Here is a 12,859-nt window from a genome sequence, read left to right on the forward strand (position 1 = left end):
GGTCGTTCGGGAACCGATAGTAGTTCCGGCAGCATTCCAGAGTGAATTGAGGTGAAATCATGGTAGAACCCATTTTAGCGCTCAGCCAGATAGATAAAGCATTCCCCGGCGTGAAAGCGCTCGATGGTGCCAGCTTGAATGTTTATCCGGGCCGAGTGATGGCGTTGATGGGAGAAAACGGCGCAGGCAAGTCAACGTTGATGAAAGTGTTGACCGGCATTTATACCAAAGATGCCGGAGACATTGTTTATCAACAAGAACGGACTACGTTTGCAGGGCCGAGAAATTCTCAGGAAGCCGGTATTTCTATTATTCATCAGGAGTTGAATCTGATTCCTGAGTTGACGATTGCAGAAAATATTTTTTTAGGGAGGGAAAAGACCAACCGTTTCGGACGGATCTTGTGGCAAGAGATGTATCAGGATGCGGATCGTTTATTGGCCCGGCTGAATGTACGTCGTCGTTCGAATACACCACTGGGGCAGTTGAGTCTTGGTGAGCAGCAAATGGTCGAAATTGCCAAAGCGCTGTCGTTTGAATCGAAGGTCATCATTATGGATGAACCGACAGATGCCCTGACCGATACGGAAACCGAGTCTCTGTTTAGTGTGATCCGCGAACTTCGTGATCAAGGCTGCGGGATTGTGTACATCTCTCACCGATTGAAAGAAATTTTTGAAATTTGTGATGATGTTACAGTGCTGCGCGACGGCAAATTTATCGGTCAGCGTCTGGTTGAAGAGATCGATGAAGACGCGCTGATTGAGATGATGGTCGGGCGCAAACTCGATGAGCAGTATCCGCGGATGAATTCAATGAATGGCGAAATCTCGATGGAAGTGAGCGGTCTGACCGGGTCAGGGGTTCACGATGTGAGTTTTGTCCTTAAACGCGGTGAAATTCTGGGTATCTCCGGATTGATGGGAGCAGGCCGGACCGAGTTGATGAAAGTCATCTACGGGGCATTTCCCCGCGAGAAAGGCGAAGTGAGACTTGATGGTAAAGTCGTTTCACCGAACACCCCTCAAGAAGGTTTGGCCAGCGGTATTGCATATATCTCGGAAGACCGTAAGGGTGACGGGTTGGTTTTGGGGTTATCCGTCAAAGATAACATGTCGCTGTGTGCCCTGAATCACCTGTCGAAAGGGATGCAGATTAACCATCAGAATGAAAGAGAAGCCGTCGCAGATTTCATCCGTCTGTTTAATATTAAAACGCCTTCTCAGGATCAGATTATCGGTAACTTGTCGGGTGGGAATCAGCAGAAAGTGGCGATTGCCAAAGGGCTGATGACGCGCCCCAAAGTGTTGATTCTTGACGAGCCGACCCGCGGTGTGGATGTCGGTGCGAAAAAAGAGATCTATCAACTGATTAACCAATTTAAAGCGGAAGGGATGAGTATTATTCTCGTATCTTCTGAAATGCCGGAAGTCCTCGGAATGAGCGACAGAATTCTTGTCATGCATGAAGGACGCATTAGCGGCGAGTTTGAGGCGCAGGATGCCAATCAAGAAAACCTGCTGGCGTGTGCCGTGGGTAAGCATATTCACGAGGTAGCAGCATGAATACCAGTTCCATGAATCAACCGACCCCCAAGCAACAACGAAAGTGGTTCAGCAAAGAGTGGCTGATTGAACAAAAGTCATTGATAGCACTGCTATTTTTGATTCTTGTGGTGTCGTTTTTGAACCCTAACTTTTTTACTGTGGATAATATCCTCAACATTCTGCGTCAGACCTCAGTCAATGCCATTATGGCGGTCGGTATGACTTTGGTTATTTTAACGGCCGGGATTGATCTGAGTGTCGGCTCTGTTTTGGCGCTGTGTGGTGCCTTTGCTGCGAGCATGATTGCGCTGGAATTACCGGTATTTGTTGCCGTGCCGGTGTCGCTGCTGGCTGGTGCCTGTTTAGGTGGACTGAGCGGGATGATTATCGCCAAAGGGAAAGTGCAAGCGTTTATTGCGACTTTGGTAACCATGACGTTATTGCGTGGTGTGACCATGGTTTATACCGACGGGCGGCCGATTTCAACCGGGTTCACCGATGTTGCAGATAGCTTTGCCTGGTTCGGTACGGGTTATGTTCTGGATATACCGGTACCGGTCTGGCTGATGGTGATTGTTTTCGGGCTGGCGTGGTATCTGTTGAACCATACTCGATTCGGGCGCTATGTTTATGCTCTCGGTGGCAACGAGTCTGCGACCCGATTATCCGGTATTAATGTGGATCGCGTGAAAATCGGTGTCTATGCTATCTGTGGGCTGATGGCGGCGCTGGCAGGCGTCATTGTGACTTCACGTCTTTCTTCGGCACAACCCACTGCCGGCGTAGGCTATGAGTTGGATGCGATTGCTGCTGTTGTTCTGGGCGGAACCAGCCTGATGGGTGGTAAAGGCCGGATTATGGGGACATTGATCGGGGCGTTAATTATCGGATTTTTGAATAATGCGCTTAACCTGCTGGATGTCTCTTCCTATTATCAGATGATTGCCAAAGCGATCGTGATCTTGCTGGCAGTTCTGGTCGATAATAAAAATAAGTAGTCTGTGTTTAACAATAAAGTTGTATTTTACAGTCAGTTATTGTTTGAAATAAGTTATTAGCAACACCCGTATGTCGTCATACAATCATGGAGTCTTGAATCGGGTTAAATGTCGATTCAGAACCTGGAAATAAGGAAAACAAGATGAAAAAACTAGTTACGCTAATCTCTACAGCTTTACTTTCGTCTACGATGTCTATTGCAGCGCAGGCGCAGGACACCATTGCGATCGTACTGTCAACTCTGAACAATCCATTTTTTGTCAGTATGAAAGATGGTGCTGAAGCTAAAGCCAAAGATTTGGGCTATAACCTCATCGTGCTGGATTCACAAAACGACCCGAGTAAGGAGCTTTCCAACGTGGAAGATTTAACGGTTCGTGGTGTGAAAGCTATTCTGATCAACCCGACAGATTCCGATGCCGTTTCAAATGCGATTCGGATGGCCAACCGTGCCAAAGTGCCGGTCATCACGCTTGACCGTGGTGCCAACCATGGTGAGGTGGTCAGCCATATTGCATCGGATAACGTTGCCGGTGGTGAAATGGCCGGTGACTTTATTGCCAATAAACTGGGTGAAAATGCCAAAGTGATTCAGTTGGAAGGGATCGCCGGAACATCTGCTGCGCGTGAGCGTGGTGAAGGTTTCATGAAAGCAGTAGAAAAACGTCATCTGAACCTTTTAGCCAGCCAACCTGCTGATTTTGACCGTACGAAAGGTCTGAACGTCATGGAAAACCTGCTGGCAGCAAATCCTGATGTTCAAGCTGTATTCGCGCAGAATGATGAAATGGCGCTTGGTGCCGTTCGCGCAGTTCAGGCAGCGGGTAAAAAAGTGATGATCGTCGGATTTGACGGCACGGATGACGGTATGAAAGCGGTACTGCGTGGTCAGTTAGCCGCAACAATTGCACAACAACCGGATGTTATCGGTGCGTTGGGTGTTGATATCGCAGACAAAATCCTCAACGGCGGAACCGTTAACAAAAACATTCCTGTACCTTTGAAAGTGATCAGTAACTAAAACAATAGGGTCAGCGGCTGACTGTCGCTGACCTGTCTTCTCTTGCCGGTGTGAATCAACGGTGCGTGAGTCAAAGTTTGAATCGCATTGCGGGGAAACCTGCTGTTGATATAAAAAATCTGATATCGGCAAGGTCTGCATTATCTGGCGTTTAGAATGACGAGAGTTCAGACCTTGCATATATTGAGCTGATTTTCGAGGAAAACCTTATGAGTAAATTAGTTGTACTTGGCAGTGTCAACGCTGACCATGTGTTGCGGGTTCCTACTTTTCCACGTCCGGGAGAGACTCTTCACGGGCATGATTATCAGGTGATTCCCGGTGGAAAAGGGGCTAATCAGGCGGTTGCTGCTGCTCGTTTAGGGGCCGATATCAGCTTTATAGCCAGTGTCGGTGACGACCCGTTCGGGGTTAACATCCGGGAAAGCTTTAAGCTGGACGGTATGGATGTTTCCGGGGTGAAAATTCAGCCGGACTGCCCGACCGGGATTGCGATGATTCAGGTTACGGATAGCGGTGAAAATGCGATTTGTATCTCTTCTGAAGCGAATGCCCGCCTGACGTCTGACTCTCTGGAAAGTGATCTGACGCGTATTGAGCAAGCGGATTATTTTCTGACTCAGCTGGAAACACCGCTTGAAGGCGTGATTCGTGGTGCTCAGGCTGCTAAAGCTGCAAGCACGCAAGTGATTCTTAATCCGGCTCCGGCTCGCTCACTGCCAGATGAGCTGCTCAATTGTGTGGATATGATTACGCCGAATGAGACTGAAGCTGAGGTTCTGACCGGTGTTGCTGTCACCGATGAGGCAAGCGCTGCCCGTGCTGCGGCAGTTTTGCACGAGAAAGGAATCACGACAGTGTTGATTACCTTGGGTGCAAAAGGTGTCTGGCTGAGTGAAAACGGTCAGGGGAGCGTGATTCCCGGGTTCCGGGTTAACGCCATTGATACCACCGCCGCCGGTGATACGTTTAATGGCGCACTGGTGACCGGGCTATTGGAAGGGCTCTCTATGCAGCATGCGATTCGTTTTGCTCATGCGTCTGCTGCGATTTCCGTCACTCGCTTTGGCGCGCAGACATCGATTCCGACACGACAAGAAGTGGATACTTTTCTTGCTGAACATAATGCAGCCTGAGCCATCGATAGATCAGGCATAAAGGAGGATCACATGGCGACAATGAAAGATATTGCCAAACGTGCCGGCGTTTCCACATCCACAGTGAGCCATGTGATCAATAAAACCCGTTATGTGAGTGATGAAATTGCTGCGCGGGTTAATCAGGCTGCCAAAGATCTGAACTATTCACCGTCTGCTTTAGCACGTAGTCTCAAAATGAACCGAACCAAGACTCTTGGTATGTTGGTAACAACTTCGACGAACCCGTTCTTTGGTGAAGTCGTAAAGGGTGTTGAGCGGAGTTGCTATCAAAAAGGTTACAATCTCATTTTATGTAACACTGAAGGCGATGATCATCGTATGAAAGAATCGATCAACACCTTGCTTGAAAAGCGGGTGGATGGTCTGATTTTAATGTGTTCAGCCCTTGAAGGAGAGCACATTGATGCGTTTGACCGCTTTCCGGGAGTGCCTGTGGTGGTGATGGATCGCGGCCCGGTTCATTTTGCCTGCGACAAAATTCAGGATAATTCGTTGCTCGGTGGGTTTATGGCGACCAATTATCTGATTGAATGCGGCCACCGGGAGATCGGCTGTATTACGGGGCCGCTGAAGATACATCAGGCTTATATGCGTTACGAAGGTTTTAAGAAAGCCATGACTAACGCAAAACTCCCCATCAATCCGGCATGGGTCGCGGAAGCCAACTTTGAATGTGACGGTGGTGTGGACGCGTTTGAGCATATTTGCCAGCGGGGGCCGCTGCCTAGCGCCCTGTTTGTCGGTAACGACATGATGGCAATGGGGGTTGTCAATGCAGCCCATGCCCGGGGAATTCGGATTCCTCAGGACTTATCGATTATCGGCTACGATGATATCTATATCGCTAAATATATTACCCCGCCATTAACCACGATCCACCAGCCTAAACATCGTTTAGGGACTGCCGCAGTGGAGGCGCTGGTGAACCGCCTTGATAAACACAAGACCGATGCTCAGGTGGTTCATCTCGAACCGACTCTGGTGGTTCGTGACAGTGTCCGTGAATATATTGCGTGACTTTGAATCTCCGCTTTTCTCTCCGGTTATGACAATTTAAAACATATAAAAATCATTAAATTGAATCTTTGAACCTATTGCCTTCACAAATTGAACACTTCCTTTTCCGGAACACTGATTAATGTTGCAAATTTTAACCTTTATCAAAAATAGGACAGATCGAAGGTTATAGACTTATTTTCAGAACGTTTATTTTTTGCACGCTTGCGATTCAAAACTATTTTATTCAGTGCAGATAAATCTAATTTTTTCATTTTTTAAATCTGATAACGGAAGTAATAACTATGGGCGAAGTCGCACTCTCGATACTCGTCCTGTCCTTGGTGGCAGTGATTGGGTTGTGGTTAGGTGGCTTGAAAATCAAAGGTGTCGGGCTTGGTATCGGTGGCGTGCTGTTTGGCGGAATTTTCGTCGGGCATTTCATCAACCAGTTTGGCTGGCATCTTGATAGTCATGCTATGCATTTTATTAAAGAATTTGGTTTGATCCTGTTTGTGTACACCATCGGGATTCAGGTCGGGCCGGGGTTCTTTGCTTCTCTGAAAAGCAGTGGTCTCAAGTTGAACGGGCTGGCAGCCGGTATTGTGGTTGTCGGTGGGTTAACTGCCGTTGTACTTCATTTTATTTTCAATATTCCGCTGCATATTTTTCTCGGTATCTATTCCGGTGCGGTGACCAATACGCCGTCTTTAGCGGCCGGACAACAAATTCTGCATGAGCTGGGCGAAATCGACAGCCAGGTCGATATGCTGGGGCTCGGTTATGCGATGGCCTATCCGTTCGGGATTATCGGGATTTTGCTGTCGATGTGGATTATCCGGATTGTATTCGAAATCAATGTCGATAAAGAAGCCGAGTCTTATGACAGCCGTAGTCTGGGTAAGAGCAAAGATCTGTTGTCGGTCAATGTGTTGATCGAAAATCCGAATATGGATCAGATGAAATTTGCTGAATTGGTCACCTTGATTGGGCAGGGGGTTGTTTGCTCAAGGATGAAAACGCAGGGTAATCTCGTCGTTCCCGGTGAGGATACCACGCTCCATGTCGGGGATTACCTGCATTTTGTCAGTGACCGTCAGGATCTGTTACACAAAGCAGTATTGATTGTCGGGCGTGAAGTATCGGAGTCGCTGTCAACGAAAGGCACGGTGCTGAAAAGTGATCGGGTGGTTGTGACCAATGAAAAAGTGCTCGGTAAGCATCTGGGTGAATTGAGCCTCAAATATAAACATAATGTGGTGATTTCACGACTGAACCGGGCGGGCGTTGAGTTGGTGGCAGGTCAGGATTCCGTACTGCAATTCGGGGATATTCTGTATATTGTCGGCCAGAAAGAAGATATCGAATATGTCGGTAAAATGCTGGGAAATACGGCCAGTAAGCTACATCATGTACAGATGTTGCCAATTTTTATCGGCATCGGTTTAGGGGTGTTACTCGGGTCGATTCCGTTCCAGCTTCCGCATCTGCCGGCTCCGCTGAAACTGGGGCTTGCCGGTGGTCCGTTAATCGTTGCCATTATTCTGGCCAGAATCGGCAGTATTGGCCGGCTTTACTGGTTTATGCCGCCCAGTGCGAACCTTGCTTTGCGGGAAATCGGTATCGTACTTTTTTTGGCCGTTGTCGGTATCAGTTCCGGTGGTGATTTCTTTACGACCATTATGGATGGTGAAGGGCTGACGTGGATGGGGTACGGGATTATTATTACGCTGATTCCGTTGCTGACTGTCGGCATGTTTGCGCGCTTTTTCGGCAAAGTGAACTATCTGACGATTTGCGGTTTAATGGCCGGTTCGATGACTGATCCACCGGCACTGGCATTTGCCAATGCAATGCATTCGACCAGTGGCGCTTCATCACTGGCTTATGCGACGGTTTATCCGTTAGTGATGTGTTTAAGGATTCTGACACCGCAGGTGATTGCGGTGCTGCTTTGGGTGGCCGGCTGATTGACTGTCGGTTATGCATCTTGGGATAAAAATACCGCCGGCGGCGGTATTTTTATGGCTGTCCGATCATCATGTTGTGCAGAGATTAATGGGACGTGATGGTGTTTGTCTTTGGTGACGGTTTGTTGAGAGTGGTCATCCGGGTTTTTCATTTTGAAAAGGTGAGAGCCAGAACAAAACATGCTGCCTGAACGAGTACGATACATGCACTGGTTGCGCCGTCAATGTGAAAACTGATCAGAATGCCGAGGACGATTGAGCTGAGTGAGACAGCCAGTGCAATCCACATCATCTGGGCAAACTGTTTGGTGAGAACAAAAGCGGTCATACCCGGTGCCACCAGCATTGCGACCACCATGATGACACCGACAGCTTGAATCGTTGCGACGATGGTCAGCGATAATAGCACTAATAAACCGTAGTGGAGCAATCCGACCGGTAATCCGACGACCCGTGCGTGGCTGCGATCAAAACAGTAAAGTAAGAAGTCTTTTCTGAACACGATGATAATCGCAAACACAATTAACGATAGGGTGACCGTTTGCGTGAATTCAAAATCCTGAATCCCGAGCATATTGCCGAACAGAATATGCAGCAGGTGTTGTTCGGTTTTGATTTTGGTAAATAAGACCAGCCCCAGCGCAAACATGCCTGAATAAACAATCCCCATTACCGTATCTTCTTTGACCCGGCAATTCTCTTTGATGTAACCGCTCATCAGGGCACAGGCAAGGCCGGAGATAAATGCACCGATCGGCAGCGCAATGCCCAGTGCATAGGCGATGACTATCCCCGGCAATACCGCATGAGAGATCGCATCGCCCATCAGCGACCAGCCCTTCAGTACCAGATAACAAGACAGTACCGCACAGACCGCACCGACAGCGAGACCTGCCCACAGTGCACGCTGCATAAATTCAAACTGGAAAGGCTCACTGAACCATTGAATGAGATTATCCATTATACCTCTCCCGGTGTGACGGTGTTGTGCGTGTGTGTCTTAGTCTTATCAGCGGAGGCTTGGTGTCTGGCATTTTTCCGGTTAGCAAGCACACCGTATTTGGGGGCAAAAACAAATGCCCCGAGAAAGATCACGGTTTGCAGCAGGACAATGGTGCCGCCTGTTGCGCCATTAAGGTAATAACTGAGATAGGCACCTAAAGCACTGGTGACAAAACCAAGTGTGATGGCAATGATTAATAGCAGGCCAAACCGGTCTGTCAGCAGGTATGCGGTCGCTCCCGGGGTAATCACCATCGCAATCACCAGAATTGCACCGACAGTTTGGAGTGATGCAACGGTACATGCACTGAGAATGGTAAAAAATACGATTTTCAGTATGGTTGGTGATAAACCCACGGATGACGCTTGTGTTTCATCGAAGAACACCAGCATCAGGTCTTTCCACAGCAGTGTCAGCAGCACAAATGATACACCGGCAATGATCAGCATTTGCATTAAGTCGGACTGGCTGACGGTTAAGATACTGCCGAAAATAATCCCTTCAATATTAATCGATGTCGGATTGAGTGAGATTAATAGCAGCCCGGCGGCAAAGAAGGTGGTGAAGATGAAGCCGATAATGGCATCTTCTTTCAAATGGGAGAGGGAGCGAAGCAATGCGATCCCGATTGAAGCCAGAAAGCCTGCAATAAATGCCCCGACCGAGTAAGGTAATCCCAGCGCGTAGGCACCGGCAACACCGGGAACCACCGAATGAGACAGGGCGTCACCAATCAGTGACCAGCCTTTGAGCATCAGAAACGCGGATAAGAATGCGCATACCGCACCGACAATGGCACTGCTTAAAATGGCGTGCTGCATATATTGATAGTGCAGTGGTTCGAGCAGTAATTCCAACATAGCGGTTACCTCGACGTTGACTGCGGTTGTTCGGGAGGCTGGCCGTCCCGGATCAGCGTGGCACTGTGTTGATCTTTACCATAAAAAACGGCCGGTTTTTCATGGTCTGAGAGAATTGTGACGGTGCGCTCGTCTTGATCCTGATGCAACGTTTCACCAAGAATCCCGACATGTTTCAGCACTCCACCGAAGGTGGCGATCAGGTTTTGCTGGGTGAAGGTCTCCTGAATATTTCCGGCAGCAACAATGGTGCGGTTAATAAACACCACTTCATTGCAGTAATCGGGAATATTGCCCAGATTATGCGTCGAGACTAAAATCAGGTGTCCTTCTTCTTTGAGTTCACGAAGCAGATTCATAATCGCTTCTTCGGTGGTGAAGTCTACGCCGGTAAACGGTTCATCAAGTAAAATGGTCTTACTTTCTTGGGCGAGCGCCCGGGCGAGAAATACCCGTTTTTTTTGTCCGCCGGAGAGTTCCCCGATCTGACGGCTGGCCAGATTCTCAATTCCCATCCGCTGCATTGCCTGCTGCACTTTATTTTTATCCGTCGGACTCGGACGGCGCAGAAAATTCATGAAACCGTATCGTCCTTGCATGACGACATCCCGAACCAGAATCGGAAAGTTCCAGTCAATGTCTTCACTTTGCGGGACATAGGCGACCTGATTCTGTTTGAGTGCATGGCGAATCGGGCGCTGAGAGAGAAGAATTTCACCTTGCGAGGTTTTGACCAATCCCATAATGCTTTTGAATAAGGTTGATTTACCACCGCCATTCACACCGACCAACGCGCAGATGGTACCGCCTTGTAGACGGAAGCTGACATCATGAATTGCTTTGAAACCATTATTGTAAGTAACACTCACTTGAGTTGCTTCAAGGGTAACAGGTTGATGGGTCATGAGCGTAATCCTCTGACAATGGTATCGGTGGTGACTTTAAGCAGATCAAGATACGTCGGAACCGGCCCGTCCCGGATCGAAAGAGAATCCACATAAAGAATCCCTCCGTAAGTGGCACCGGTTTCTCTGGCAACCTGCTTGGCGGGACGGTCAGAGATAGTGCTTTCACTGAACAGCACACCAATATGATGCTGCTCAATGGTATCAATTAAAGTTTTCACTTGTTGTGGTGTACCTTGTTGATCGGCATTAATCGGCCAGAGAAATGCTTCTTTTAAATGATAGTCCCTCGCCAGATAACTGAAAGCGCCTTCACTGGTGACCAGCCAGCGTTTTGCTTCAGGCACGGTTGCCAGTTGTGTACGGATATGATCACTGAGTTGCTTGATTTTTTCCTGATAAACCTCTGCATTGTGATTGTATGTTGCAGCGTGGGCCGGGTCGTATTTCACCAGTGCCTGACGGATATTATCGACATAGATCAACGCATTTTGCGGCGACATCCATGCATGAGGGTTGGGTTTGTCTTTGTAAGGGCCGGTATAGATTGAGAGCGGCTGAATCCCGTCGCTGACTACAACGGAAGGCACGTCTTTTACATTAGTGAAAAAGCGTTGGAACCACTGTTCCAGATTGAGGCCGTTCCATAATACCAAATCCGCGGACTGGGCTTTGATAATGTCTTTCGGGGTAGGTTGATAGTTGTGAATTTCTGCACCGGGTTTAGTCAGTGAGACAACCTCAGCTGCATCCCCAGCGATGTTCTGTGCCATGTCCTGAATAATGGTAAATGTTGTTACGACCTTAAATTTCGCCCAAGCGATGCCGGGTAATAGCATTAAAGCGCAGTAAAATGAGGTCATTAAATATTTTTTCATACAATCGCCACCTTCAGGTATGATTGAAACTTCTATATGATAATAATTATCATTTAAATTTAGTTGATTGTCTACTGAGCATAGCAAAGTATTCCATCTGTCGGACCGATATCTGTAATAGGCAGAAGCGATTGAAGCTGGGAGGATGACTGCGGCCGGGTAAAACAATTGATGTTTCTGTACATGATGGCACCAATTTTGTATGAGGTATAAAAATTGGCTGTTTTTTGGCCGTTTCTTGGACTGCCGATGGAACAGGTAAGTATTTATTCTCTATTATATTGATTTATATAGTAAAAAATAGAAATGATATGAATCTGAGTCCAACAGGCAATATGGATGCAGGCATATTGTACCAGTGATTTATGAACATTCTAATAAAATAGTGTTTTATTTGTAAGCTTATGAAATTTATATAAAAAACACTGTTCAGTTAACGCATGTACGCCCGAAAGTATTTGCACCTTTATGTGAACTGGTTCAAAATCAGACTGTTACAGACTTCATAATAATGAAGCAAGGAGTTGAGATGAAAGTCGTTGAACTGTTCAAACAACGTGGTGAAATATTAAGTAAGCAACATGCAGAACTGATGCAGAAGATGCCGCCGGCGATGCGCGAGTATTGGGAAGAATTGCTGACAAAAACCAATAATTTTCACCTGTTTTCGTGGATCAGAGATTTTCATCAGCCAGCGGTGAATGAAGAGGTTAGCCTGCCGAATGATGCAGAGAATGTCGCGTTAAAGCGTGAGTCTGCAATTTTCGATCAAGAATCGCTGAAGTTAACCCCCGAAGCTCAGGCTTTGTATGAAGAGCTACGGGAAAAAATTGGTGAAGTGATCCATGTTGGGGGTTGGTTGCATATTGACCAAGACCGGATTAATCAATTTGGTACTGTGACTGAGGATACTCAGTGGATTCATACTGATCCGGAGCGGGCATCAGTGGAATCACCGTTTAAGACAACCATTGCCCATGGTTTTCTGACGTTGGCATTGTTGCCGAAACTGACTGATAGTGTGAATCCTGAGGTGCCGCTGTTTCCGACTGCTAAGATGGTGGTGAATGTCGGTTTGAATCAGGTTCGTTTTCCCTATCCGGTGAAGTCGGGTGATCGTGTCCGGGCGAAAAGTATTCTGACCAAGGTGACGCCGGTGCGTAAAGGGCTGGAAATCGAGCGGGAAATCCGGGTTGAGATTGACGGTGTGAGACGCCCCGGTTGTATCGTTGTGTCGGTGATCCAACTACACTTTTGAGATTGCCATCTTATATGGTTGTTTGAATAAAAAAGTATCCACCGGCATAGCCGGTGGTTTTTCATATGCGCCTATAAGGCTCTCCTACTAGCAGCGCCCTAGCAGGCGCGTAGTGATCTGACATTTGCATATGACTACTTCCTGCGGCCCGTAAACGGGCTACCTGAATACGGGATCGACAATTGCTCTCCCATTTTATCCTGCTCTAGTTGCTGCTTAATGTAATTTTGTATCTTGCTCGTATTTTTACCTACCGTATCTA

11 protein-coding genes and 1 pseudogene are annotated in these 12,859 nt (G+C 47.6%); 7 read left to right on the top strand and 5 right to left on the bottom strand.

Annotated elements, in window-relative coordinates:
- Nucleotides 1-59: 59 nt before the first annotated feature.
- The 6 genes from rbsA (at nucleotide 60) to VR7878_RS02450 (ending at nucleotide 7,693) form a co-directional block, all read left to right on the top strand.
- Nucleotides 60-1,565, top strand: a complete 1,506-nt coding sequence (gene rbsA, locus VR7878_RS02425) for a ribose ABC transporter ATP-binding protein RbsA (protein ID WP_077333084.1) — start codon at nucleotides 60-62, stop codon at nucleotides 1,563-1,565.
- Nucleotides 1,562-2,545, top strand: a complete 984-nt coding sequence (gene rbsC, locus VR7878_RS02430; RefSeq protein WP_077333086.1) for a ribose ABC transporter permease — start codon at nucleotides 1,562-1,564, stop codon at nucleotides 2,543-2,545. The genes rbsA and rbsC overlap by 4 nt, the downstream gene beginning before the upstream one ends.
- Before the next feature lie 143 nt (nucleotides 2,546-2,688).
- Nucleotides 2,689-3,567, top strand: a complete 879-nt coding sequence (gene rbsB / locus VR7878_RS02435; RefSeq protein WP_077333088.1) for a ribose ABC transporter substrate-binding protein RbsB — start codon at nucleotides 2,689-2,691, stop codon at nucleotides 3,565-3,567.
- A 209-nt stretch (nucleotides 3,568-3,776) separates the two neighbouring features.
- A complete protein-coding gene (gene rbsK / locus VR7878_RS02440) occupies nucleotides 3,777-4,703 on the top strand; it encodes a ribokinase (RefSeq protein ID WP_077333090.1) in 927 nt (308 codons plus the stop codon).
- A 33-nt stretch (nucleotides 4,704-4,736) separates the two neighbouring features.
- Nucleotides 4,737-5,744: a substrate-binding domain-containing protein gene (locus VR7878_RS02445; protein ID WP_077333092.1), complete on the top strand. Its 1,008-nt coding sequence runs from the start codon at nucleotides 4,737-4,739 to the stop codon at nucleotides 5,742-5,744.
- Between the two features lie 284 nt (nucleotides 5,745-6,028).
- Nucleotides 6,029-7,693: a putative transporter gene (locus VR7878_RS02450; RefSeq protein WP_077333094.1), complete on the top strand. Its 1,665-nt coding sequence runs from the start codon at nucleotides 6,029-6,031 to the stop codon at nucleotides 7,691-7,693.
- 148 nt (nucleotides 7,694-7,841) lie between these two features.
- On the opposite strand, the gene VR7878_RS02455 is transcribed toward VR7878_RS02450, so the two are convergent.
- From VR7878_RS02455 to VR7878_RS02470, 4 genes are read right to left on the bottom strand one after another with little or no spacing between them, the layout of a single operon-like run.
- On the bottom strand, nucleotides 7,842-8,654 hold the full coding sequence (locus tag VR7878_RS02455) for a metal ABC transporter permease (RefSeq protein WP_077333097.1): 813 nt from the start codon (nucleotides 8,652-8,654) through the stop codon (nucleotides 7,842-7,844).
- A complete protein-coding gene (locus tag VR7878_RS02460; RefSeq protein WP_077333099.1) occupies nucleotides 8,654-9,556 on the bottom strand; it encodes a metal ABC transporter permease in 903 nt (300 codons plus the stop codon). Before VR7878_RS02460 ends, VR7878_RS02455 begins: the two co-directional genes overlap by 1 nt.
- A gap of 5 nt (nucleotides 9,557-9,561) precedes the next feature.
- Nucleotides 9,562-10,461, bottom strand: a complete 900-nt coding sequence (locus tag VR7878_RS02465; protein ID WP_077333101.1) for a metal ABC transporter ATP-binding protein — start codon at nucleotides 10,459-10,461, stop codon at nucleotides 9,562-9,564.
- Nucleotides 10,458-11,339 carry a metal ABC transporter substrate-binding protein gene (locus VR7878_RS02470; RefSeq protein ID WP_077333103.1) on the bottom strand — a complete coding sequence of 294 codons (882 nt, stop codon included), beginning with the start codon at nucleotides 11,337-11,339 and terminating at the stop codon, nucleotides 10,458-10,460. Before VR7878_RS02470 ends, VR7878_RS02465 begins: the two co-directional genes overlap by 4 nt.
- 529 nt (nucleotides 11,340-11,868) lie before the next feature.
- Between VR7878_RS02470 and VR7878_RS02475 the strand changes: the two genes are divergently transcribed.
- A complete protein-coding gene (locus tag VR7878_RS02475) occupies nucleotides 11,869-12,597 on the top strand; it encodes a MaoC family dehydratase (RefSeq protein ID WP_077333105.1) in 729 nt (242 codons plus the stop codon).
- Nucleotides 12,598-12,731: 134 nt separating this feature from the next.
- Here the strand turns inward: VR7878_RS02475 and VR7878_RS02480 are convergent.
- A pseudogene (locus VR7878_RS02480) lies at nucleotides 12,732-12,859 on the bottom strand (IS200/IS605 family transposase); the annotation flags it as partial.

This window comes from Vibrio ruber DSM 16370, from assembly GCF_900163965.1.
Lineage (GTDB): Bacteria > Pseudomonadota > Gammaproteobacteria > Enterobacterales > Vibrionaceae > Vibrio > Vibrio ruber.

Bases quoted from the DNA above. Each gene is read 5' to 3' on its own strand.
- VR7878_RS02455 (WP_077333097.1), bottom strand. From the start codon at position 8,654: ATGGATAATCTCATTCAATGGTTCAGTGAGCCTTTCCAGTTTGAATTT.
- rbsA (WP_077333084.1), top strand. From the start codon at position 60: ATGGTAGAACCCATTTTAGCGCTCAGCCAGATAGATAAAGCATTCCCC.
- VR7878_RS02465 (WP_077333101.1), bottom strand. From the start codon at position 10,461: ATGACCCATCAACCTGTTACCCTTGAAGCAACTCAAGTGAGTGTTACT.
- rbsK (WP_077333090.1), top strand. From the start codon at position 3,777: ATGAGTAAATTAGTTGTACTTGGCAGTGTCAACGCTGACCATGTGTTG.
- VR7878_RS02470 (WP_077333103.1), bottom strand. From the start codon at position 11,339: ATGAAAAAATATTTAATGACCTCATTTTACTGCGCTTTAATGCTATTA.
- rbsC (WP_077333086.1), top strand. From the start codon at position 1,562: ATGAATACCAGTTCCATGAATCAACCGACCCCCAAGCAACAACGAAAG.
- VR7878_RS02475 (WP_077333105.1), top strand. From the start codon at position 11,869: ATGAAAGTCGTTGAACTGTTCAAACAACGTGGTGAAATATTAAGTAAG.
- rbsB (WP_077333088.1), top strand. From the start codon at position 2,689: ATGAAAAAACTAGTTACGCTAATCTCTACAGCTTTACTTTCGTCTACG.
- VR7878_RS02445 (WP_077333092.1), top strand. From the start codon at position 4,737: ATGGCGACAATGAAAGATATTGCCAAACGTGCCGGCGTTTCCACATCC.
- VR7878_RS02460 (WP_077333099.1), bottom strand. From the start codon at position 9,556: ATGTTGGAATTACTGCTCGAACCACTGCACTATCAATATATGCAGCAC.
- VR7878_RS02450 (WP_077333094.1), top strand. From the start codon at position 6,029: ATGGGCGAAGTCGCACTCTCGATACTCGTCCTGTCCTTGGTGGCAGTG.